This is a genomic window from Micromonospora peucetia (genome assembly GCF_900091625.1).
Classification (GTDB): Bacteria; Actinomycetota; Actinomycetes; order Mycobacteriales; family Micromonosporaceae; genus Micromonospora; species Micromonospora peucetia.
On record NZ_FMIC01000002.1, the window covers coordinates 5857156 to 5879631 of the forward strand.

General features: G+C 70.5%; 20 protein-coding genes. 3 read left to right on the forward strand and 17 right to left on the reverse strand.

All coding sequences use genetic code 11. The annotated features are described in order from the left end of the window. Positions 1 to 113 precede the first annotated feature (113 nt). On the reverse strand, positions 114 to 3629 hold the full coding sequence (gene metH, locus GA0070608_RS26390) for a methionine synthase (protein ID WP_176733846.1): 3516 nt from the start codon (positions 3627 to 3629) through the stop codon (positions 114 to 116). Positions 3630 to 3889: 260 nt separating this feature from the next. On the opposite strand from metH, the gene GA0070608_RS26395 reads away from it, so the two are divergent. Beyond that, on the forward strand, positions 3890 to 4759 hold the full coding sequence (locus GA0070608_RS26395) for a PAC2 family protein (RefSeq protein ID WP_091631148.1): 870 nt from the start codon (positions 3890 to 3892) through the stop codon (positions 4757 to 4759). Positions 4760 to 4885: 126 nt separating this feature from the next. Beyond that, the gene (locus GA0070608_RS26400; RefSeq protein ID WP_091631149.1) at positions 4886 to 5677 is read left to right on the forward strand and encodes a GntR family transcriptional regulator; all 792 of its coding nucleotides are present in this window, start codon (positions 4886 to 4888) and stop codon (positions 5675 to 5677) included. Between the two features lie 183 nt (positions 5678 to 5860). Here the strand turns inward: GA0070608_RS26400 and mshC are convergent, their stop codons facing one another. From mshC to GA0070608_RS26420, 4 genes are all read right to left on the reverse strand, one after another. Beyond that, entirely contained in the window at positions 5861 to 7099 is a 1239-nt protein-coding gene (gene mshC / locus GA0070608_RS26405; RefSeq protein ID WP_091631150.1) for a cysteine--1-D-myo-inosityl 2-amino-2-deoxy-alpha-D-glucopyranoside ligase, read from the reverse strand. A gap of 106 nt (positions 7100 to 7205) precedes the next feature. Next, the gene (locus tag GA0070608_RS26410) at positions 7206 to 8021 is read right to left on the reverse strand and encodes an SCO1664 family protein (protein WP_091631151.1); all 816 of its coding nucleotides are present in this window, start codon (positions 8019 to 8021) and stop codon (positions 7206 to 7208) included. Then, entirely contained in the window at positions 8018 to 8602 is a 585-nt protein-coding gene (locus GA0070608_RS26415; protein WP_091631152.1) for a DUF3090 domain-containing protein, read from the reverse strand. Before GA0070608_RS26415 ends, GA0070608_RS26410 begins: the two co-directional genes overlap by 4 nt. A gap of 193 nt (positions 8603 to 8795) precedes the next feature. Next, positions 8796 to 9512 carry an MSMEG_4193 family putative phosphomutase gene (locus GA0070608_RS26420; protein ID WP_091631153.1) on the reverse strand — a complete coding sequence of 239 codons (717 nt, stop codon included), beginning with the start codon at positions 9510 to 9512 and terminating at the stop codon, positions 8796 to 8798. A 170-nt stretch (positions 9513 to 9682) separates the two neighbouring features. On the opposite strand from GA0070608_RS26420, the gene GA0070608_RS26425 reads away from it, so the two are divergent. Next, positions 9683 to 10414 carry a YoaK family protein gene (locus GA0070608_RS26425; protein ID WP_245715953.1) on the forward strand — a complete coding sequence of 244 codons (732 nt, stop codon included), beginning with the start codon at positions 9683 to 9685 and terminating at the stop codon, positions 10412 to 10414. 55 nt (positions 10415 to 10469) lie between these two features. On the opposite strand, the gene GA0070608_RS26430 is transcribed toward GA0070608_RS26425, so the two are convergent. The 12 genes from GA0070608_RS26430 to GA0070608_RS26485 all read right to left on the reverse strand — a co-directional run bounded on the left by GA0070608_RS26430 (position 10470) and on the right by GA0070608_RS26485 (position 22457). Next, entirely contained in the window at positions 10470 to 12125 is a 1656-nt protein-coding gene (locus GA0070608_RS26430) for an ammonium transporter (protein ID WP_245715954.1), read from the reverse strand. Between the two features lie 27 nt (positions 12126 to 12152). Next, positions 12153 to 13178, reverse strand: coding sequence for an urea transporter (gene yut / locus GA0070608_RS26435; RefSeq protein WP_091631155.1), 1026 nt, complete (start codon positions 13176 to 13178; stop codon positions 12153 to 12155). Between the two features lie 19 nt (positions 13179 to 13197). Next, positions 13198 to 14115, reverse strand: a complete 918-nt coding sequence (locus tag GA0070608_RS26440; RefSeq protein ID WP_091631156.1) for an urease accessory protein UreD — start codon at positions 14113 to 14115, stop codon at positions 13198 to 13200. Further along, positions 14112 to 14741 carry an urease accessory protein UreG gene (gene ureG, locus GA0070608_RS26445; protein WP_091631157.1) on the reverse strand — a complete coding sequence of 210 codons (630 nt, stop codon included), beginning with the start codon at positions 14739 to 14741 and terminating at the stop codon, positions 14112 to 14114. Before ureG ends, GA0070608_RS26440 begins: the two co-directional genes overlap by 4 nt. A gap of 107 nt (positions 14742 to 14848) precedes the next feature. Next, a complete protein-coding gene (locus GA0070608_RS26450) occupies positions 14849 to 15526 on the reverse strand; it encodes an urease accessory protein UreF (RefSeq protein WP_091631158.1) in 678 nt (225 codons plus the stop codon). 23 nt (positions 15527 to 15549) lie between these two features. Continuing rightward, complete coding sequence (locus GA0070608_RS26455) at positions 15550 to 16113, reverse strand: urease accessory protein UreE (RefSeq protein ID WP_091631159.1); 564 nt, start codon at positions 16111 to 16113, stop codon at positions 15550 to 15552. Between the two features lie 61 nt (positions 16114 to 16174). Then, a complete protein-coding gene (locus GA0070608_RS26460; RefSeq protein ID WP_091631160.1) occupies positions 16175 to 17893 on the reverse strand; it encodes an urease subunit alpha in 1719 nt (572 codons plus the stop codon). A 47-nt stretch (positions 17894 to 17940) separates the two neighbouring features. Beyond that, positions 17941 to 18402: an urease subunit beta gene (locus GA0070608_RS26465; RefSeq protein ID WP_091631161.1), complete on the reverse strand. Its 462-nt coding sequence runs from the start codon at positions 18400 to 18402 to the stop codon at positions 17941 to 17943. Positions 18403 to 18444: 42 nt separating this feature from the next. Beyond that, a complete protein-coding gene (locus tag GA0070608_RS26470; protein ID WP_091631162.1) occupies positions 18445 to 18747 on the reverse strand; it encodes an urease subunit gamma in 303 nt (100 codons plus the stop codon). 203 nt (positions 18748 to 18950) lie between these two features. Next, the gene (locus tag GA0070608_RS26475; RefSeq protein ID WP_245715955.1) at positions 18951 to 20399 is read right to left on the reverse strand and encodes a sugar porter family MFS transporter; all 1449 of its coding nucleotides are present in this window, start codon (positions 20397 to 20399) and stop codon (positions 18951 to 18953) included. A gap of 172 nt (positions 20400 to 20571) precedes the next feature. After that, positions 20572 to 21408, reverse strand: coding sequence for an undecaprenyl-diphosphate phosphatase (locus GA0070608_RS26480; protein WP_091631165.1), 837 nt, complete (start codon positions 21406 to 21408; stop codon positions 20572 to 20574). After that, entirely contained in the window at positions 21405 to 22457 is a 1053-nt protein-coding gene (locus GA0070608_RS26485; protein ID WP_091631167.1) for an LLM class F420-dependent oxidoreductase, read from the reverse strand. Before GA0070608_RS26485 ends, GA0070608_RS26480 begins: the two co-directional genes overlap by 4 nt. Positions 22458 to 22476 lie beyond the last annotated feature (19 nt).

Below are 22476 nucleotides of genomic sequence, written 5' to 3' on the forward strand. Positions count from 1 at the left end.
GAGCCATCGCACGATGACTTGCGGCGGCTACCTGACCTGCGGCCTGGAGAAGGCATGATCATGGTTCAGCTCCTCCGGACGACCTAAATTGCAGGTCAGAGCACCTGCACTCGTCACTTGGCGTTGAAGTAGCTTGCCTCCGGGTGGTGCACCACGATCGCGTCCGTGGCCTGCTCCGGCATCAGCTGGAACTCCTCCGACAGCTGCACGCCGATCCGATCCGCGCCGAGCAGCTCCACGATCTTCGCCCGGTCCTCCAGATCCGGGCAGGCAGGATAGCCGAACGCGTACCGGCAGCCCCGGTAGTCGTTGCGCAGCAGACCCGCCAGCTCCGCCGGATCGCCGTCGGCCACCGTACGGCCGCCGGGCAGGGTCAGCTCGGAGCGGATCCGCCGGTGCCAGTACTCCGCGAGGGCCTCGGTGAGCTGCACGGACAGCCCGTGCACCTCCAGATAGTCGCGGTATTCGTTGCGGGCGAACATCTTCGCCGTGTACTCGCTGATCGGCTGTCCCACGGTGACCAACTGCAACGCCACCACGTCCAGCTCGTCGCCCCGCGGCCGGAAGAAGTCGGCCAGGCAGAGCCGCCGCTCCTGCCGCTGTCGGGGGAAGGAGAACCGCGCCCGCTCGGAGTGCCCGTTCTCGTCCAGCAGCACCAGGTCGTTGCCCTCGGCGTACGCCGGGAAGTAGCCGTAGACCACGGCCGCCTCCAGCACCTTGTCGGCGATCAGCCGGTCCAGCCAGTAGCGCAGCCGGGGCCGACCCTCGGTCTCCACCAGCTCCTCGTAGGACGGGCCCTGCCCGCTGCGGGCGCCCCGCAGGCCCCACTGCCCGAGGAAGGTGGCCCGCTCGTCGAGCAGCGCCGCGTAGTCGGCCAGCGGCACGCCCTTGACCACCCGGGTGCCCAGGAACGGCGCGGCGGGCACCTCCACGTCGGTGGCCACGTCGGAACGGACCGAGGCGTCGTTCAGCTCCGGCAGCGACTCACTGACGATCGCCCGCTGACGATCGCGACGTGCCCGGCGGGCCGCGAGCGCCGCCTCCCGCTCCGCGTCGATCACCGGCGCCCCACCGCGCTTCGCGGTCATCACCCGGTCCATCAGCGACAACCCCTCGAAGGCGTCGCGGGCGTAGTGCACCTGGCCGGGGAACATCGACCGCAGGTCGTCCTCGACGTACGCCCGGGTCAGCGCCGCCCCGCCGAGCAGCACCGGCCAGCGCTCCGCGACCCCGCGCGACGCCATCTCGGCGAGGTTCTCCTTCATGATCACGGTGCTCTTGACCAGCAGGCCGGACATCCCGATCGCATCGGCCCGGTGCTGCTCGGCGGCCTCCAGGATCGCGCTGATCGGCTGCTTGATGCCGATGTTGACGACCTCGTAGCCGTTGTTGGACAGGATGATGTCGACCAGGTTCTTGCCGATGTCGTGCACATCGCCCCGCACGGTGGCCAGCACGATGCGGCCCTTGCCGCCGTCCTCGGCGGTCTCCATGTGCGGCTCCAGGTACGCCACCGCGGTCTTCATCACCTCGGCGGACTGGAGCACGAACGGCAACTGCATCTGACCCGAGCCGAACAGCTCGCCGACGACCTTCATGCCGTCGAGCAGAATGTCGTTGATGATGGACAGCGGGCTGCGCCCCTGCGCCATCGCCGCGTCCAGGTCGGCCTCCAGGCCGTTGCGCTCGCCGTCGATGATCCGCCGCTTGAGCCGCTCCTCCAGCGGCAGCGCGGCCAGTTCCTCCGCCCGCCCGGCCCGCGCCGACGCGGCGTCCACGCCCTCGAAGACCTCGATGAACCGCTGCACCGGGTCGTAGCCCTCGCGGCGCCGGTCGTAGATGAGGTCCAGCGCCACCTCCCGCTGCTCGTCGGGGATCTTGTTGAACGGCAGGATCTTGCTGGCGTGCACGATGGCGCTGGTCAGGCCGGCCTCCCGGCACTCGTGCAGGAAGACCGAGTTGAGCACCTGCCGGGCGGCCGGGTTGAGCCCGAAGGAGATGTTGGAGATGCCGAGGGTGAAATTGATGCCCGGATAGCGGCGGGCGATCTCCCGGATCGCCTCGATCGTCTCGATACCGTCGCGCCTCGTCTCCTCCTGGCCGGTGGCGATCGGGAAGGTCAGCGCGTCGATCAGGATGTCCGATCGATCCATCCCCCACCGCCCGGTGAGGTCCTCGATCAGCCGGCCCGCGACCCGCACCTTCCAGTCGGCGCTCCGCGCCTGCCCCTCCTCGTCGATGAGCAGCGCCACCACGGCCGCGCCGTGCTCCTTGACGATGGGCATCACCCGGGCGTACCGGGATTCCGGCCCGTCGCCGTCCTCGAAGTTCACCGAGTTGACGACGCACCGGCCGCCGAGCATCTCCAGCCCCGCCTCGATCACGGGCGGCTCGGTGGAGTCCAGCATGATCGGCAGGGTGGAGGCGGTGGCGAAGCGGCCGGCGAGTTCCCGCATGTCCTGCGTGCCGTCGCGGCCGACATAGTCGACGCACAGGTCCAGCAGGTGCGAACCGTCGCGGGCCTGGCTACGGGCGATCTCCACGCAGGCCCGCCAGTCGCCGGCGAGCATTGCCTCGCGGAACGCCTTGGAGCCGTTGGCGTTGGTCCGTTCCCCCACCATCAGCAGGGAGGCGTCCTGGGCGAACGGCACCGGGTGGTAGACCGACGAGACGCCGGCCTCGTGCCGCGGCTCGCGGGGCGCGGGGCGGATGCCGTGCAGGCGCTCGGTCAGGACCCGGATGTGCTCGGGGGTGGTGCCGCAGCAGCCACCGACCAGCGAGACGCCGTACTCGGTGACGAACCGCTCCAGCGCGTCGGCCAACTCCACCGGGGTCAGCGGGAAGTATGCCCCGTCCGCGGTCAGCACCGGCAGGCCCGCGTTCGGCATCACCGACAGTGGGATCCGCGAGTGCCGGGAGAGGTAGCGCAGGTGCTCGCCCATCTCGGCCGGCCCGGTCGAGCAGTTCAGCCCGATCAGGTCGACCCCCAACGGCTCGATGGCCGCCAGCGCCGCCCCGATCTCGCTGCCCACCAGCATGGTGCCGGTGGTCTCCACGGCGACGTGGCAGATGATCGGAACCGGCCGGCCCAGCCGGGCCATGGCCCGCTTCGAGCCCACCACCGCCGCCTTGACCTGGAGCAGGTCCTGGCAGGTCTCCACGATCAGCGCGTCCGAACCGCCCTCGATCAGGCCCTCGGCGTTCTCCTGGTAGGCGTCGCGCAGGGTGGCGTAGGCGGCGTGTCCGAGGGTGGGCAGCTTGGTGCCCGGACCGATCGAGCCCAGCACGAAGCGGGGCCGCTCCGGGGTGCCGTACGCGTCGGCGGCCTCCCGGGCCAGCCGCGCCCCGGCCTCGGAGAGCTCGCGGATGCGGTGCCCGATGTCGTACTCGTTGAGGTTGGCCAGGTTGGCCCCGAAGGTGTTGGTCTCGACGCAGTCCGCGCCGGCGGCCAGGTATGCCTCGTGCACCCCGCGTACGACGTCCGGTCGGGTGACATTGAGGATCTCGTTGCAGCCCTCGTAGCCCTCGAAGTCGTCCAGGGTGAGGTCGGCCGCCTGCAACATCGTGCCCATGGCGCCGTCGGCGACAAGGATCCGGTCTGCCAGTACGTCGAGCAATGAGGTACGCACGGGATCAGGTTAGTGCCGCCGCGACCCGATCGATTGCCCCGCACGTGCCTTCCCACATTGTGTCAGCGGGATCACGCTGTCCGGTTCATCGTGGTATTGCCGGCCGTTGCCGGCACGACCGGCGCGGCCGGCGGGCCGCATCCCGCCCCGACCCGTAGGCTGACGGACGTGAAGGACTACAGCGACAACACCACGCCCGGCGGGCGGACGACCGGGTCCGGTCCCGGCAGCGCCCCCGACGAGCAGGGTGAGGTGACGGCGTGACCGAGTTCGACGGACTGCCGGTGCTGCGGTCCCCCGTGGCGATCGCCGCGTTCGAGGGCTGGAACGACGCCGCCGACGCGTCCACCGCCGCCGTGGAGCACCTGGAGCAGGTGTGGCAGGCCCGGCAGGTCACCGAACTGGACCCGGAGGACTTCTACGACTTCCAGGTCAGCCGGCCCACCATCACGATGGCCGAGGGCGAGACCCGCCGGGTGGAGTGGCCGACGACGCGCTTCATGGTGGCCAGCCCCGAGGGCACCGAGCGGGACGTCGTACTGATCCGCGGCATCGAGCCGAGCATGCGCTGGCGCACCTTCTGCGAGCAGGTGCTGGAGATCTGCCACAGCCTGGAGGTCGAGCGGGTGGTCGTGCTCGGCGCCCTACTGGCCGACGTCCCGTACACCCGGCCGCTGCCGATCAGCGGCAGCGCCTCCGACGCGGAGGCCGCCCAGCGCTACCAGCTCACCCCCACCCGCTACGACGGGCCGACCGGGATCGTCGGCGTGCTGCACGACGCCTGCAACCGCGCCGAGGTCGACGCCGTCTCGTTCTGGGTGCACGTGCCGCACTACGCCAACAACCCGCCCTGCCCGAAGGCCACCCTCGCCCTGCTGCACCGCGTCGAGGAGGTGCTCGACCTGCCGGTGCCGATGGCCGACCTGGCCGAGGAGGCCGCCGAGTGGGAGCAGCGGGTGCGCGGCGCCGCCGAGCAGGACGCCGAGCTCGGCGAGTACGTGCGCGAGTTGGAGGAACGTGTCGGCGACGCGGGCATCACTCCGCTGACCGGTGACGAGATCGCCCAGGAGTTCGAGAAGTACCTGCGCCGCCGGGGCGGCTCCGCCGGCCCGACCGCCGGTTCCTGGTAGCAACTCTCCTCTGCCCCACCGGGCCCCGGACGCGACGCGTCCGGGGCCCGGTCTTTCGCGTGTCCGGGGTGGCGCTGTCACCCCCTCTAGGGCATCCTAGGAACCTAGCTGATCGAGGAGGCAGGCATGCAGATCAATCCGGGGGCGGCCGAGTTCCCGCACCGGCAGATCGCCGCGCAGCTCAAAGCCCAGATCCGCCGCGGCGACTGGGCGCCCGGCGAGCGGCTGCCGTCCATCCCGGCCATCGCCGAGATGTTCGGCGTGGCGAAGCAGACCGTGCAGCGCGCCGTCGACCAGCTACGGGTCGAGGGCATCCTGATCACCAAGCCCGGCTCCGGGACGTACGTCCGAGGCACCCGGCGGCGGCTCAACCGGCTCTCCCGGGGCCGCTACGGCGGCTTCCGCGGCTACCACACCGACCTGGCCGCGCGGTACCGGCAGCAGCTCGTCTCGGTCGGTCGCGCCGCCGCCCCGCCCGAGGTGGCGGACGCGTTCGGGGTGGCCGACGGCACCGAACTGCTCTGCCGGCGCCACCTCGTGCGCACCGAGGACTCCCCGGTCGAGGTGGGCACCTCGTGGTTCCTGCCCGCCGACACCGCCGGCACCTCGCTGGAGCGCACCGAGGCGTTTGGTCGCCCGCTCTACCAGGAGGCCGAGGAGGCCACCGGCCGGCGCTACGTCTCCGCCACGGACACCATCAGCGCCCGCCAGCCCAGCCGGGAGGAGGCCGAGATCCTCCAGATCCGCCCCGACACCCCGGTGCTGCACCTGCTGCACGTCGCCTACGACGGCCACCGCAAGCCGATCGAGGTCGCCCAGGCCACCTGGCCCGGCCCGGTCACCACGCTGACCGAGGAATACAAGATCCCCGCCCCTACCCCCGATCCGGCACCCGACCCCGGCCTCGTCCTGGGCTGATCCCCCGCACCCCCAGTCCCCGCCCTCCCTCGCCCCGCCCTCCCTCGCCGTCGATCTTGCAGTTGTCGCCCCGACAAAGCGGGCCAACATCGCATATCGAGGGCCGAAAGTGCAAGATCGCGGGTGAGAGAGGGCGTCAGCGGCGCGAGGGGGGGTGAGGGGGGGTGAGGGGGGCGGGGGGTGTCAGAGGTGGAGGCCGAGGAGGGCGTCCAGGGTGGCGGCGAAGAGGGCGGGGGCGGACGGGTCGGGGGCGGTGCCGGCCAGGGTCGCCTCAGCCCATCCGTCGGCCAGGGCAAGTGCGCCCGGCGAGTCCAGGTCGTCGGCGAGCCGGGCGCGTACGCCGGCCAGGAACTCCTCGCCCGACGGGCCGGCGGGCGCGGCGGCGGCCCGGCGCCAGCGGGCCAACCGCTCGTGTGCGGTCGCGAGCAACTCGTCGGTCCAGGCGCGGTCGGCACGGTAGTGCCCGGACAGCAGGGCCAGCCGGACCGCCATCGGGTCGACCTGGTCGGCACGCAGCCGGGAGACGAAGACCAGGTTGCCCCGGGACTTCGACATCTTCTCGCCGTCCAGGCCGATCATGCCCGCGTGTACGTAGTGGTCGGCGAACGGCGCCGCGCCGGTGAGCCGCTCGGCGTGCGCGGCGGAGCACTCGTGGTGCGGGAAGATCAGGTCGTTGCCGCCGCCCTGCACGTCGATCCGGTCGCCGAGCAGGTTGAGCGCGATGACGGCGCACTCGATGTGCCAGCCGGGTCGGCCGGCGCCCAGTTCACCGCCCGGCCAGGACGGCTCGCCCTCGCGGGCGCCCCGCCACAGCAGCGGGTCGAGCGGATCGCGCTTGCCGGCCCGATCCGGGTCGCCCCCGCGCTCGGGGAAGATCTCCAGCATCTGCTCCCGGGTCAGGTTGGACTCGTAGCCGAACCGGGGCGTGGCGGCGATGTCGAAGTAGACGTCGCCGGTGCCGTCCTCCAGGCGGTACGCGGCCCCGTCCTTGAGCAGCAGGAGGACCTTGTCGGCGATGTCGGGGATCGACTCGACCGCGCCGACGTAGTGCGCCGGCGGGATCATCCGCAGCGCCTCCATGTCCTCCCGGAACAGCGCGGTCTCCCGCATCGCCAGGACCTTCCAGTCCTCGCCGTCCCGCTCGGCGCGCTCCAGCAGCGGGTCGTCGATGTCGGTGACGTTCTGCACGTAGCGCACGTCCCGGCCGGCGTCCCGCCACACCCGCTGCACCAGGTCGAACGCGATCATGGTGGCGGCGTGGCCCAGGTGCGTGGCGTCGTACGGGGTGATGCCGCAGACGTACATGGTCGCGGTGCCGGTCGGATCGCTCGGGTGGGTGCCCTGCCGCGCCGAGTCGAACAACGACAGCGGTCCGCCTCTGCCCGGCAGCCGCGGCACCTCATGTCCCGCCCAAGAGTCCATGACCGTCAGCCTAACCAGCCGGCGCGGCGCGGCAGGCCCGGCCCACAGTGATCATCACGACAACGCGGTGGGCGGCGCCCCGGCCGGATCGCCACCCGGCGCGCGCTCACATGGGGGGCCAGGGCACCGCCGGCCAGTCCTGCGACGGCTGCGGAAACAAGCCGGTGTGCCGCAGCCGGTCGACCCGGGCCGCCAGCTCGGCGACCTCCCGCAGGGTGAGGTGCTCGGCCAGCTCGGCACCGAGCGCCCCGGCGAGCTGACCGGCGAGCCCGTCGAGCATCTCCACGGCGTCCGCCGGCAACTGCCGGCCGGCCCAGCCCCAGAGCACCGTGCGCAGCTTCTCCTCGACGTGGAAGCTCACCCCGTGGTCGACGCCGTGGATCCGGTCGTCCGGACCGACCAGCACGTGCCCGCCCTTACGGTCCGCGTTGTTGATCACCGCATCGAGCACCGCGAGCCGGGCCAGCCTCGGATCGTCGGCGTGGGCCAGCGCGTACGGTGTGCCGTCGTCGTCGCGAGCCGCGGCGATCGGGAACCAGCGGGGCGGCAGCTCGTCGGCCGGCACGAACCCGACCAGGGGCTCGGCCTCCACCGGCTCGTCGATCCAGAGCTGGCACGATCCCGGCCCGAACGGGCCGTCGCGCAGCACCGTCGGTGGCACCAGGTCCCAGCCGGTGGCCCGGGAGACGACGTACGCCGAGACCTCCCGGCCGGCCAGCGTGCCGTCCGGGAAGTCCCAGAGCGGACGCTCACCCCGCACCGGCTTGTAGACGCAGCGGGCCGTCACCCCGTCGAGAGTCAGGATGCCGCGCAGTGTGGTGTTGGAGGCCTCGACGAGCCGCCCCTCAAGGTCGAGGTGGCCGTCCCGGAGCAACCGGAGCGCGGCCTCGCCGTCCTGTCGGGGCTGGAGATCCGACGTCACCGGTGGTAGCCGTTGTGGCGCGGGCAGAGGTGACCGGCGGGATCCAGCGGCTGGCCGCAGAGCGGGCAGGGCGGACGGCCGGCGTTGACCACCCGCCGGGCCCGCTCGATGAACTGGCGGGTCGCCTCGGGGGTGAGTCGCACCCGAAGCCGGTCGAGGTCGTCGTCCGGCTCCTCGTCCTCGGCGTCGGCATCCTCGTCGTCGTCGGGCTCACCGAGGTCGACCTCGACCTCTGTCTCGCCGACGGCGATGGCCTCGATCACCACGGTCGCGGTGTCGACGTCGAAGGCCAGCCCGAGCGTGCCGACCCGGAACTCCTCGTCGACCGGTATGTCCAGCGGGTCGTTGTCACCGATGGCGGCCACCAGCTCGGGCAGATCCACCCCGAACCGGCGCTGCGCCTCGGAGAGCAACTCCTCCAGCTTCTCGGCGAGCAACGACACCTGGACCTTCTCCAGCGCGACGCTGACCAGCCGGCCACCGCCGCGCGCCTGGAGGAAGAACGTGCGTTCCCCCGGCGGCCCGACCGTCCCGGCGACGAACCGCTCCGGCGGCTCGAAGGCGTGCACCTGGTGGGTCATACCCACGACCCTATCCGGCGGGCCTCAGCGCCGCGCACCCCACCGACGCGAATCGCCGGGCACCCGCCGCGCCCGGCGCACCGGCCGTCGTAGCCGGGCGTGGCGGCCGGTCGGACCCTCGGTCCGCCCCGGCGGCGCCCCGCCGGACGCCGTACCGTGCCCCCAGGTCGCGGGCCGGGTCGGCGCCGGCCCGTCACCGGCCCGCTCCCGCGCCGCCGCCGACCGGCGCGTCGGAGTCGGCCGCGCCGGCCGCCCGCGCCGCCCGTCGGCGCCGCCCGCGCGGTGGCGGCGGCACCAGCCCCGCCAGGTCGCCGCCGGTGTCGTTGAGGCGCATCAGGAACGGCCGCAGCGGCGTGTAGCGGATCGCCGTCACCGAAGCCGGGTCGGCCACGATCCGCTGGAACAGATCCAGGTGTACGCCGAGCGCGTCAGCCACGATCGCCTTGATCACGTCGCCGTGGCTGCACGCCAGCCAGACCACCTCCGGGCCGTGCTCGGCGGTGACCCGGGCATCCCACCCGCGCACCGCGGTGACCGCCCGCGCCGCCATCGCCGCCATCGCCTCCCCCTGCGGGAAGACCGCGGCGCTCGGGTGCTGCTGGACCACCGGCCAGAGCGGCTCCTTGGCCAACTTCTTCAGCGGCTGCCCCTCCCAGGCTCCGTAGCCGCACTCGATCAGCCCCTCCTCCAGCACCGGGGTGGCCGCGGGCAACGCCAGCTCCAGGGTCTGTCGGCACCGGATCAGCGGGCTGCTCACCACCGTCGCGAGCGGCACCGCCCGGAGCCGCTCGCCCACCGCGGTCGCCTGGGCCCGGCCCGTCTCGTCCAACTCGACGGGCTGGCGCCCGGCCAGCCCACCGTCCGCGTTCGCGGTCGTCCGGCCGTGTCGCAGAAGCAGAAGGGTCGCCACGGGACCACCCTATGACCTGCGCCCGACGGCGGTCGTCCGCCGGCGTGCGCGGGCCGGCCAGACCTGCACCATTCGTGAGGGATACTCGCACAAGATGAGGGTTTGTCGGATAGATTCCGATGGCAGGCGAACGGATACCCGGGTCCTCACTCGGAGGGTGCGTGAACGCGATGGGCGACTCTCAGCCCTCGACGAACGGCGGCACCTCGGACCCGGAGGACTCGTACCGGGAGTTCCGGCACCCGCTGCTGGTCCTGGCCCTCACCACCGGTATCGCCGGCTTCGTGGACGCCTTCGCCTTCCTGCGCTATGGCGCGTTCGTCGCCAACCAGTCGGGCAACGCCGTCTTCCTGGGCATCGGTCTGGCCGGGCGACACGCCACCTGGCTCGAGTCGGCGGCCTCCCTGGTCGCGTTCGCCGTCGGGACGGGCGTGGTCTCGCAGCTACGCGCGGCACACAGCCGCTGGTCGCCGTCCGTGCGAGCACTCGCCTGCGCCCTGGTCGCACTGTCGCTCTGGGCGGTGCTCAACGCCCTGCTCCAGTACGGCCGGCAGGGCGGGCTGCCGCGGATCGCGCTGGCCGCCGCCGGTGGCCTCGCCATGGGCGCCCTGGCGACGCTGTTCGCCCGCACCGCCGGAATCACCACCGCCATCACCTACCAGTCAGGCACGGTGGCGAAGACCGGCGAACGCGTCGGCCGTTGGCTCGCCGGGCCGGGCACCGCCCGCAGGCGGGCCAGGCAGGGCATATTCCTCGGGCTGCTGGCGCTGACCTGCTATGCCGTCGGGGGTGGCATCGGCACCGTGACCCAACAGGGACAACCTCGCTGGGTGCCGGCCTGGGGGGCGCTCGCCCTGTCGACCGCGGCGTTACTGCTCCGCCAGACCCGTTCCCGAAGGTGACCCGCTCTCCGCGCCGCCGGCCACTGCGCGGCCCGCGGGCGGGCCGCGCAGTGGTTCAGCGTACGTCCGTCGCGAGTTGGACGTCCTGCACGAAGCTCTCCGCCCGGTCGACGCCGTAACGGCTCAGCACGTCCAGCACCGCCGGCACCGCCTTTCCCTCCACCACCACCTCGACCCGGGCCCGGTCCAGGAGATCCTGGTCCTGCCAGTAACCCCTGGGCAGCGAACGGGAGGCCGGTTCGGCGGCGGAGACCGTGGCGTCGAAGACCACGATGGAGGCGGCTCCCGCACCGAGCAGGGCGTCCCGTAGCTCCCGGGTGGTCGGCAGCAGCATCGGATCCACCGTCGCGGTGACCAGCCGGGCATGCTGGACCGGCTGGGCGGGCCGGGCGGCGTCGTTGTCCCGTCCGGTCCGGCGCTGCGGCGCACCCGTGCCACTGAGACCTGCCACGCCGCCCAGGTGGTACGCCTCCGCGCCCTGCTGGGCGTGGTCGAGATCCTCCTGCACGTCGGCCGGCGCCCGCAGCCCGACGACTGCCTGCACGGCGGCGGCGATCGCCCAGCTGAGCACGAAGGCGAAGGCCACCACGGCGACCACGCCGACAAGCTGGTGCCAGAGCAGGGATCCGCCGCCACCGAAGAAGAGGCCGTCCTTGCCGAGCGGGTTGATGCCACTGTCGCCGAAGAGGCCGAGCAGCAGCGAACCGAGCATGCCACCGACGAAGTGGACCGCGAGTACGTCCAGCGCGTCGTCGAGCCGGAGCAGGTACTTCAACCGCAGCGCGGTGTGGCAGACGATGCCGGCGATCGCACCGATGACGATGGCGGAGAGCGCGTTGACGTACCCGGCGGCCGGGGTGATCGTCGCGAGACCCGCGACAGCGCCGGAGACGCTGCCCACCACGGTGCTGTGGCCGTCCTTGAACCGCTCCGCCACCAACCAGACGAGCATGCCGGCCGCGGCGGCGAGGTGGGTGTTGATCAGCGCCTGGGCGGCCACCCCGTTGGCCTGGAGTCCGTCGCCGCCGTTGAAACCGAACCAGCCGAACCAGAGGATGCCCGCGCCGAGAATGGTCAACGGGATCGAGTTGGGTGGGGCGGCGGTGTGCGGCCAGCCACGGCGGCGCCCGACGACCAGCAGCACCGCCAGGACCGCGGCGCCCGCCGAGGCGTGGACCACCATCCCGCCGGCCCAGTCCTGGGTGCCGAAGTTGGCCAGCCAGCCGTCGGGGTGCCAGAGCCAGTGCGCGACCGGCGCGTAGACCACGATGGACCAGATCGCCAGGAAGATCGCCCAGCCGAGGAACTTCAACCGACCGGCCGTGGCCCCGGTGACGAGCGCGGGAGTGATCACCGCGAACATCATCTGGTAGGCGACGAACGCCAGGGTCGGAATGGTCACCTGGCCGGCGACCACATGCAGGTTGGGCGCGGGCGGGACCCGCAGGTCGGTCAGCCCGAGCAGTTCGAGGTTACCGAAGAGGCCGGTGCCCGCGTCGTCGCCGAAGGCGATGGTGTAGCCCACCAGAACCCAGGTCAGGCTGACGACGCCCAGCGCGATGATGTTCTGCTGCAACATCGCGAGCACGTTGCGGGTGCGGACCATTCCGCCGTAGAAGATGGCCAGGCCGGGGGTCATGAACAACACCAGGCCGGCGCAGACCAACACCCAGGCGGTGTCGCCGGGATTCACCGCGTCCTGAGCGAGCACGGGAGCTCACCTCTCTTCTCGATACGGTCAGACGGCGCGTTTCAGCGTCGAGACGACGCTCTCCTTGACGCGTTCGTGGTTGGGCACCGGCGCGAAGTGCCGCTGGGGCAGCAGCAACAACCAGGTGGCGATGTTGAACGGCCCGGTCAGCACCGGGATGGCCAGCGGGGTGAGCACGGTCGCCAGGGCCATCTGGACGAAGAGCGTCAACGCGATTCCGAACAGGGTGTAGACCGTCACCAGCGCGCCGGGGCGGTGCATCACCGCGCCCACCGCGATCGCCGTCAACACCGCGTTGAAGCCGTACAGGCCCTTGTCCAGCGAGGCCCCGTCGGCACCGAACCAGAGCGCCAGCAGGGTCGCGCCGACGGTGCCGACCACCGCGAAGAGTGCCGACCAGCGGGAGTTGACCAGCAGCGCGATCACGATGATCAACCCGCTGACCCAGCTGTTGATCAGGAACACCTGGGACACGCCGCGCAGGAAGGTGGGAATGAGGTCCCAGTCGAAGCTGCCACCGGTCAACGACCCCTCGCCAGGAAACTTCGGCGTCATGTCGGTCAACACGGTGAACCGCTCGAACTGGTACGCGGCCATCAGCAGCACCCACGTGGTCAGCACGAACGGGAACGTGAACGCGGTCAGGCCCCACTTCTTGAAGATCGCGTTCAGGGCCAGCGTGACCACGGTCGTACCCACCGCGCCGAGCACCAGGTAGAGCCACATCAGCGGCCGGTCGTCGAGGAACGTCGGCACGGCGAGCCCGGTCAACAGCGGGCTGAAGCCGAACAGCCCCTGTCGCAGCGAGGTCCGGTCCACCTGCAGGGCGAGGGCCGTGGCGGTGCCGACGACGAGACCGAGGAGGCCTCCCCCGAAGACCCGTGGCTGCCCGCTGTCGAACGCTCCCCAGGCGAGAGCGACGAGGATGAGCAGGCCGGTCAGCGGATTGTTCTGGAAGACGACCTGCGCGGGCCCCCGCAGACAGGCGTCGACGAACTCGACCAGCGGGTTCCGGTTGCTCAACCTGTGCCAGGCGTGCGTCACGGCGCTCACGGTGACCTCCTTGGCTGACTCAACGCCAGCTGAACGCGGGTGGGAAGGTGTGGCCGGTCACCTCTTCGCGGGCGGCCACACAGAAGGCGCGTACCGCGGCGCGAACCGGCTCGGTCTCCTGTCCCAGGACCTTGAAGATGAGCCCCGCGTCGTTCGGCAGCCGGCTGACGGCACTGGCCAGCGGGATCTCCTCGTCCCAGACCGGCGCCGAGGTCCGGTCGAAGACCCGGGCGGCCCGCTCGGGACCGGTGAGCAGCACGACGTTGCCGAAGATGTGGAAGCGGTCCATGACCCCGACCCGGCCCACCTCGAACTGCCCGGGCGAGACCACGAACTTCTCCACGAACAACTGCTGGCTGTCGGGCCGCTCCGCCCGCAGCGAGCAGGAGAAGAGGTCGTAGGCGAAGAGCTCGCCGTCGCGGTAGTGCTTCCGGCCAGGCTGAAGGATCTCGCCGTAGAGCATCGTGGCGCTCTCGGGGAGCCGCACCCGGCTGTCGGTGACGAACCGGCTGCCCCGGTACGGGATCACCGGCTCCGGGAGGAACTCGAGGTAGGAATCCTCCCCGAGGGTGAACCGCTGGATCTGCGACCCGTAGTTCGCGTCCATCTCCTGGATCTTGGTGGCGGCCTGGGTCACCAGGTGCGCCTGGCTGCCGGGCGCCAGGTCGACGTCCATCCGCAGGCGGTCGCCCTGCAGCACGCCGCCGGAGGTGGTGAGGATCATGACGCAGGGCAGCTCTGGCATCTCCTCGTCCCAGTAGAGCGCCCGCTGGACCAACAGCGGTGACTGCCGGTAGAGGTCGTGCAGGATCGTGCGGTCCCCGCGGCGCTCGAACCCGAGGCGCAGCACCCCGACCTTGCCGTTGTACCCGGCCGGCAACTGGGCCGGTTGGTCCTGGTACGGATCCAGTTCCCGCGCGGTGTCCAGTGTGATCATGCGACCACTTCGGCGTCGAAGAGCGCGTTGCGGCGGATCAGCGAGACCAACTCGTCGATGCCCTCGCCCGTCTTGCAGTTGGTGAAGACGACCGGCTTGCCGTTGCGCATCACGTCCGCGTCGCGCGCCATCACGTCGAGGTCGGCGTCCACGTAGGGCGCGAGATCGGTCTTGTTGATCACGAGGATGTCGGACTTGGAGATCCCCGGGCCGTTCTTGCGGGGGATCTTGTCTCCGGCGGCGACGTCGATGACGTAGATGAAGTAGTCGACCAGGGCGGGGCTGAAGGTGAGGGTCAGATTGTCCCCACCGCTCTCGATCAGTACCACGTCGCTGTCCGGGAACCGGGCCTCCATGTCCTCCACGGCGGCCAGGTTCATGCTCGGGTCCTCACGCACCGCCGTGTGCGGACACGCGCCGGTCTCCACCCCGATGATCCGCTCCTCGACCAGGACCCCGGTCAACGCGCGCCGTACGTGCTTCGCGTCCTCAGTGGTGACGACGTCGTTCGTGATCACCAGTACCCGCAGCCCGTTCTCCACGAACCGGGGCACGACAGCCTCGATGATCGCGGTCTTGCCACTGCCCACCGGGCCGCCCACGCCGATACGACTTGCCGACTTCATGATGTGTCCTGTCCTTCTGGGAAGACGTTTCAGGTTCGGGGAAGAGGGGGTGGATCGCGGGATTCCCGCTGTCGAACGGGAGCGCCGCGGAGCTGGCGAGGGAGCCCTCAGCTCATGAACATCCGTACGTGGACGTGCTGGTGTGCGGCGGCCAGGACATCCAGGTGGGGTCCGAATGTCTGCATGTCGTCGAGGTTGGCGGTGCGTACCTCGCGGTAGTCGTCGGCGACCTTCTCGTTGACCGCGAAGAGGATCGACTGGGCGTCGAGATGGTCCACCCGCATCAACCGGATCGCCGCGCCGAGCACGGTGGAGGCCGTGCCGTACTGGTGGGCCGCGAAGGCGTCCTGCTCGGTCACCCCGAGATCGGCGAAGACCACCCCGAGCGCGACCGGGTAGGTGACCGGCACGCCGTTCGCCGACTCGCCGATCCGCTTCTTGAGCAGCGTCTCCCCGACGATCCGGGTCGAGGCCTCGGCCAACTTGCGACCCATGCGTACGGACATGACGCGCATCTCTTCGTTGATCTTGCGCAGGTTGACGGCCTCGTCCGCCTGCCGGATCCGGTCGAGGTCCCCGGCGGTGGCCGCGCGGTGCCCGGCGAGCAGGGCGACGCCGTCGCCCGTGGCGGCGAGCCGGGTGACCGTCCGGACGAAGTCCTGAAGGGTGCTCCGGTCGTGGACGACCCCGTGCTGGACCGCCATCTCCAGCCCGTTCGAGAAGGAGAAGGCGCCGACCGGGAACACCGAGTCGCCGAACTGCAACAGCTTCAGGGTCTCGACCATCTCGCGCACCGTCCGGCCCTGTCTCAGTTGAGCTCGGCGGGCAGGTGCGTGTGTGGCGTGGAGTCGGCCCCGCCGAACAGCCGCCGCGACTCGTGCGGCGCGAGGTACGCGATGATCTCGGTGCCCGGAAGGAACTCGTGCGTGATCCCGGTGAAGGCGTGGGTGCGCATCACCGAGTCCATGACCTTGCGGTCCACGGTCAGTGGGACGTACATCTTCGTGCCCTTGACCACGGCCGGCCAGTGCTGGTTGCCGATGGCGTGGCCGAGTTCGACGGCCGAGCGGATCAGCAGGTCGGCCGACTCGCCGCGCAACTTGTCGAGGTTCACGACCATCACCTCGCCCAACTGCACGCGGGCCACCACCGCCGTGGCGGTCAGGTCGTCCCAGGCGAGCACGTCGCCGTCGCGCAACCGGACGCCACGGGCCAGCGAGACCGACAGTTCCGCCCCGGAACTGGTCATCTTGCGGATGCGGCTCTTCTGGGCGTCCCACTGGTCGAGCACCAGGTCGTCGATGCGCGCTTCCTTCAGCCGGACGGTCCAGTCCGGCTCGTTCATGTTGCCCAGCACCGTCTCGACGAGCACGGGCTTCTCCTTTCGGTCGGTGTGCCGGGACCGGGTGCGTGCGAGACCGGTCCCGGCGGCGTCAGCTGAAGAAGTAGAGCTGGCTCAGGGGCAGGTTCCTGGCCGCCGGCACGGTGGCGTGCACGCCGTCCATCTTCACGGCGAAGGTCTCCGGATCGACCTCGAGCTTCGGCGTCCGGTCGTTGCGGACCATGTCCCGCTTGGTGAGACCCCGGGTCCGGTACACGGGCATGACCTGTCGTTGCAGGCCGAGCTGCTCGGCGACGCCGGCCTCGTGCGCCGCCCGGGACACGAAGGTCACGCAGGTCTTGGCGATCTGACTGCCGTACGCGGCGAAGTTCGGCCGGTAGTAGACCGGCTGCGGGGTCGGCAGCGAGGCGTTCGGGTCACCCATGATCGACCAGGCGATCATGCCGCCCTTGAGGACCATCTTCGGCTTGGTGCCGAAGAAGGCCGGCTCCCAGAGCACGAGGTCGGCCATCTTGCCCGGCGTGACCGAGCCCAGCACGTGCGAGATTCCCTGGGTGATGGCCGGGTTGATGGTCATCTTGGCCACGTACCGCAGCACCCGGAAGTTGTCGTTGGCGCTGGAGTCCTCGGCGAGCTTGCCGCGGACGGTCTTCATCTGCCCGGCGAGCTGGATGGTCCGCAGCCAGGTCTCACCGACGCGCCCCATGGCCTGCGAGTCGCTCTGCATCATCGAGATGACGCCCTCGTCGAGCAGGACGTCCTCGGCCGCGATCGTCTCCGTGCGGATCCGGCTCTCGACGAAGGCCACGTCCGAGGGGACCTGGGGATTGAAGTTGTGGCAGACCATGATCATGTCGTACAGCTCGGACTGGCTGTTGATGCCGTAGGGCACCGTCGGCGTGGTCGAGCTGGGCAGCACGTTCATCTGGGCGGCGATCTTGATGACGTCCGGCGCATGCCCACCACCGGCGCCCTCGGTGTGGAAGGTGTGGATCGTGCGGCCCTCGAACGCGGCGATGGTGTCCTCGAGGTAACCGCTCTCGTTGAGGGTGTCCGTGTGGATGCTGACCTGCACGTCGAACTCGTCGGCGACGTCCAGGCAGGCTCGGATCACCGCTGGCGGCGCACCCCAGTCCTCATGGATCTTGAAGCTCGGCGCGCCGGCCATGATCTGTTCGACCAGGGGCGCGCGGCCGGTGCTGTTGCCCTTCGCCATCAGGCCGATGTTGATCGGGATGTTCTCGAAGGCCCGCATCATCGCCTGGATGTTCCAGGGACCGGGGGTGATGGTGACGCCGTTGGTGCTGTCGGTCGGGCCGGTGCCGCCGCCCCACAGGGTGGTCACGCCGTTGCTCAGGGCGGCCTGCGCCTGGAACGGCGTCACCAGGTGCACGTGCGCGTCGATACCCCCGGCGGTCAGGATGAGGTGCTCGCCGGAGATGGCCTCGGTGCCCGGCCCGGTGATCAGCTCGGGGGTGACCCCGTCCATGACGTTCGGGTTGCCGGCCTTGCCGATGCCGGCGATCTTGCCGTCCTTGACCCCGACGTCGGCCTTGACCACGCCGAGGGTCGCGTCGAGGACGGTCACGTTCGTGATGACCAGGTCCAGCCCGCCCTCGGCGTTGGTGTACTGGTTGTGCACCCCCATGCCGTCGCGCAGCGTCTTGCCCCCGCCGTACATCACCTCGTCGCCGAGGACCCGGAGGTCCTTCTCGATCTCGATGTACAGGTCGGTGTCGCCGAGCCTGATCTGGTCGCCCGTCGTGGGGCCGTACATTCCGGAATACTCTTGCCGGGAAATCTGGCTCATCTGATCTTCTCTCCTGCCCGAGGCTGGCAGCCCTGCGGATAGTGGACCTACTGCTTCTTGCCCTTGGGGTTCTCCTGCTGTTCCGGGCCGAACTTGAAGCCCCGGGTCTTGGCGTTGTGGATCGCCTCGGTCCGGTCCGGCCGGTAGCTGGGGGTCGACTCGCTGCCCGTCCAGCCCTGCACCAGCCCGTTGAACCCGTACACGCGCTGCTGACCGCCGAAGGGAATGAGTTCCACCGTCTTCTTGTCGCCCGGCTCGAAGCGGATGGACGTCGTCGCCGGAATGTTCAACCGCTTTCCGAAGGCCGCCTCGCGGTCGAAGGCGAGCATCCGGTTGACTTCGAAGAAGTGGAAGTGTGAGCCGACCTGAATCGGCCGGTCACCGGTGTTCTGGACGACGACTTCGGTAACCGGCCGACCCGCGTTCAGCTCCAGCGGCTGGTCGCTCAGCACGTAGCCACCGATGGGTCGCACGTGCTTCGAGTTGGGGCCGGGATGTTGCTTGGCCATTTCTGCTCCGCCTTCCTGAAGATCGCGTCTGGGCTGCTGCGCCTATCGGATCGGTGAGTGCACGGTGACCAGTCGGGAGCCGTCGGTGAACACCGCCTCGACCTGGACCATGGGCAGCATGTCCGGCACGCCCGGCATCACGTCGGCGGCGCTGAGGGTGCTGCGGGCGTCGTTCATGACCTCTTCGACGGTCTTGCCCTCCCGGGCCCCTTCGAGGGCGGCGGCGCAGATCACCGCGACGGACTCGGGATGGTTGAGCTTGATCCCTCTGGCCTTGCGCGCGTTGGCGACGACGGCCATCGAGAGGATCGTGAGCTTGTCGAATTCCTTCGGTGTCAGATGCACTGTCCTGGTCCTTCGTGACTGTCGTTCGGGAGCCGCCAGCCGGCCGGCCGGACTCGGCTCGGGCTCTGGTACCGGCACCTCGGCTCGACGTTGAACAAACGTCCTTTAAGCCTGTTTAGTGCCGCTTCGAGTAGGACCGTACGCTTCGCCTTGCCGACGCGGACCGAATTCGGGGAACTGCCGCTCCCGGCCACCAGAAGCGATCAGCCAGACCGGCCGGCGGCGCCGTGAGAACGCCGGGCGCGGCCACCGGTCGCCCACATCTGCTGGATCTCTTCGAGGGTCTTGCCCTTCGTCTCCGGCAGGTACCGCCAGATGAACAGGAAGCCGATCACACAGGTGCCGGCGAAGAGCGCGAACACCCCGGACCGCCCCAGGGCATCGAGCATGCTCAGGAAGAACTGCGTGACGAGATACTCCGTGCCCCAGTGCGTGGCGGTGGCGATCGCCACGCACCGGCCCCGGATGCGGCCCGGAAAGATCTCGTTGATCACGGTCCAGGCGGCCGGCCCGATAGACATGGCATAGAACGCGACGAACATGACCACGCCGACCAGCAGGAAGATGCCCGCGTCGGTGGGGTGGTGCCCGGTCGCTCCGGCCCGCTCCGCGCCCGGGCTCATCTTCGCGAAGCTGATGCTGACCACCACGAGCGAGACCGCCATGCCCAGCAGACCGACCAGCAGCAGCGGGCGGCGGCCGAGCCGGTCCAGGAAGGCGACCGCGACCAGCGTGAAGAGCGAATCGACCCCACCGATCGCCCAGGTGGTCGCGGTGAGCTGCTCCTGCGGGGTGTGGAAACCCGCCGCCGAGAAGATCGAGTCCGCGTAGTAGATGATCCCGTTGATCCCGGTCAACTGCTGGAACAGGGCCAGGCCGACACCGAGCGCCAACGGTCGCCGCCACCGGTGCGAGAGCACCTCCCGCCAGCCCGCCTTCTCGGTCGTGAGGCTCTCCTCGATGGCGTGCAGCTTGTGGGCCACCTTCCGCTCCGGCGTGGTCGCCTTCAGCGACGCCTCCGCCCGGCGCTTGTCCCCCCGTTTGAGATACCAGACGGCAGAGTCGGGGATCACGGTGGTGACCAGGGCGAGGGCCACCCCCAGCAGCGCCGCCGCCCCCAGCAGGTAGCGCCAGGAGTCGCCCGACTCGAACAGTTCGTCGGCCAGGTAGCCGATGAAGATGGCGAATGTGGTGGAGAACTGGTAGACCGCCAGGAGACTGCCCCGGATCCGTTCCGGCGCGGCCTCCGCCGCGTACATCGGTCCGGCGACCGAGGCCACCCCGATGCCCAGCCCCAGGATCAGCCGCGCGCCGAACAGGACCCCGATCACCGGCGCGACCGCCTGCAGGATCGTGCCCGCCCCGAACGTGGCGGCGGCGACCCACAGCGCCCCCCGGCGACCGAGCCGGTCGGCGAGGTGACCACCGAGCAACGCGCCCACCAGCGCCCCGGGGGTCACCCAGCTCGCCGCCACCTCGACGGCGAAGGTGTCCGCCTGGAAGGTCTGACGGATGTCGCGCAGCGCTCCGCTGATGACACCCTGGTCGTAGCCGAAGAACGCACCGGAGAGGACGACGACGGAGAGGACCGCGATGAGGTTACGTCTCGGTGGCCTCCCCCGCCTGCGCTTCCCGCCGCCGTTGGCAGTCACGGTCGCCCCCCTCCGGCGCGAGCCACGGACAGGTCCATCCGAGAGACAGCGCGACATCCAGAGGATAGATCCGAAATGTCCGGCTAGCGTGGCGGATGGCGGACGCGGGGCCCCGACACGGGCCGGCCCCCGTACCCGCTGCGGGGTCCGGGGGCCGGCGGGCGCGGGCGGATCAGGTCGCGCTGATGGTGCCCGTCATCAGCAGGGCGAGCACCAGGGTGCCCAGCGCGACCCGGTACAGCACGAAGACGTACAGGGTGTGGTGGGCGACGTAGCGCAGCAGCCAGGCGATGGCCGCGTACCCGACGCCGAAGGCGATGATCGTGGCGATGATCATCTGGGCGCCGCTCGGCACCGACGTGCCCGGGGCCGCCGGCGCGAAGACGTCACCGACGCTGAAGATCCCGGACATCACCACCGCCGGGATGGCCAGCAGGAACGAGTAGCGCGCCGCCGCCTCCCGGGTGAGGTTGAGCAGCAGCCCGGCGGTGAGCGTGCCGCCGGAGCGGGACACCCCGGGGACCAGCGCCATCGCCTGGGCGAAGCCCATCACCACGCCGTCGCGCATCCGGAAGTTCTCCAGGGTGCGACTCTGCCGACCCCAGTACTCGGCGAACGCCAGCACGAACGCGAACACGATCAGCGTGGTGGACACCACCCAGAGGTTGCGGCCGGCGGTGCGGATCTGGTCCTTGAACAGGAAACCGAACAGCCCGATCGGGATCGAGCCGATGATGACGTACCAGCCCATCCGGTAGTCGAGGCTGGAACGCACCGACTTGTCCCTGATGCCGACCAGCCAGGTGCGGGTGATCCGCCAGATGTCCTTGGCGAAGTAGATCAGCACCGCCGCCTCGGTGCCCAGCTGGGTGACCGCGGTGAACGACGCCCCGGCGTCCTGGTCGAAAAAGATCGCCGAGGTGATCCGCATGTGGCCGGACGAGCTGACCGGCAGGAACTCGGTCAGTCCCTGGACGATGCCCAGGACGATGGCTTCGAGCCAGGTCACTCGCCGACTCCCGAGAGGTCCAGCGCCTCGGCGACGGTACGCAGGGTCTGCACACCGCTGTCCCGGTCGGCGGCGAACAGGCTCACCGACAGGGTGGTGACGCCGGCGGCGGCGTACTCCCGCATCCGCTCGGCGATGCGCTCCTTCGGGCCCAGCAGCGAGGTGCGGTCGATGAACTCCATCGGCACCGCGGCGGCCGCGTCACGCTGCCGCTTGGCCAGGTAGAGGTCCTGCACCTCGCGGGCGGCGTCGCCGTAACCCATCCGGGTGGCGAGCTGGTTGTAGAAGTTCTGCTGCCGGCTGCCCATGCCGCCGACGTAGAGGGCCGCGTACCAGCGGACCAGCTCGGCACAGGTGGCGATGTCGTCGCCGACCACCACGGGCACCGTGGGGACCACGTCGAAACCGGCCAGTTCCTTGCCGACCTTCGCCCGCCCGGCGCGTACCGACGCCAACTGCTCCTCGGCGAACTCGGGGGCGTAGAAGACGGCCAGCCAGCCGTCGGCCACCTCACCGGCCAGTTCCAGGTTCTTCGGGCCCACGGCGGCGAGGTAGATCGGTATGTGCTCGCGCGGCGGGTGGAAGCCCAGCTTCAGCGCCTTGCCCGGGCCGTCGGGCAGCGGCAGTGTGTAGAACTCGCCGTCGTACGCGACGCTCTTGCGCGCGACGGCCAGCTTCACGATGTCCACGAACTCGCGGGTCCGGGCCAGCGGCTTGCCGAACCGGACGCCGTGCCAGCCCTCGGAGACCTGCGGGCCGGACACGCCGAGGCCCAGCCGGAACCGGCCCCCGGAGAGCGCGTCGATGGTCGCCGCGGTCATCGCGGTCATCGCCGGGGTACGGGCGGGGATCTGCATCACCGCGCTGCCCAGGTCGATCCGCTCCGTCTGACCGGCCATCCAGGCGAGCATGCTCGGCGAGTCGGAGCCGTAGGCCTCCGCCGCCCACACCACCGAGTAGCCGAGCCGGTCCGCTTCCTGAGCGAAAGCCAGGTGATCGGCCGGCGTGCTCCACGCTGTCTGGTATCCGAGGCTGAGCCCGAGTCGCACTGGTCCTCCCCCATCCGCA

Excerpts from the sequence above, each read along its gene's own strand:
- ureG (WP_091631157.1), bottom strand. The coding sequence starts at position 14,741 with ATGAAGTCGGCAAGTCGTATCGGCGTGGGCGGCCCGGTGGGCAGTGGC.
- GA0070608_RS26415 (WP_091631152.1), bottom strand. The coding sequence starts at position 8,602 with ATGACCCACCAGGTGCACGCCTTCGAGCCGCCGGAGCGGTTCGTCGCC.
- GA0070608_RS26440 (WP_091631156.1), bottom strand. The coding sequence starts at position 14,115 with ATGATCACACTGGACACCGCGCGGGAACTGGATCCGTACCAGGACCAA.
- GA0070608_RS26460 (WP_091631160.1), bottom strand. The coding sequence starts at position 17,893 with ATGAGCCAGATTTCCCGGCAAGAGTATTCCGGAATGTACGGCCCCACG.
- GA0070608_RS26400 (WP_091631149.1), top strand. The coding sequence starts at position 4,886 with ATGCAGATCAATCCGGGGGCGGCCGAGTTCCCGCACCGGCAGATCGCC.
- GA0070608_RS26425 (WP_245715953.1), top strand. The coding sequence starts at position 9,683 with ATGGGCGACTCTCAGCCCTCGACGAACGGCGGCACCTCGGACCCGGAG.
- GA0070608_RS26450 (WP_091631158.1), bottom strand. The coding sequence starts at position 15,526 with ATGGTCGAGACCCTGAAGCTGTTGCAGTTCGGCGACTCGGTGTTCCCG.
- GA0070608_RS26465 (WP_091631161.1), bottom strand. The coding sequence starts at position 18,402 with ATGGCCAAGCAACATCCCGGCCCCAACTCGAAGCACGTGCGACCCATC.
- mshC (WP_091631150.1), bottom strand. The coding sequence starts at position 7,099 with ATGGACTCTTGGGCGGGACATGAGGTGCCGCGGCTGCCGGGCAGAGGC.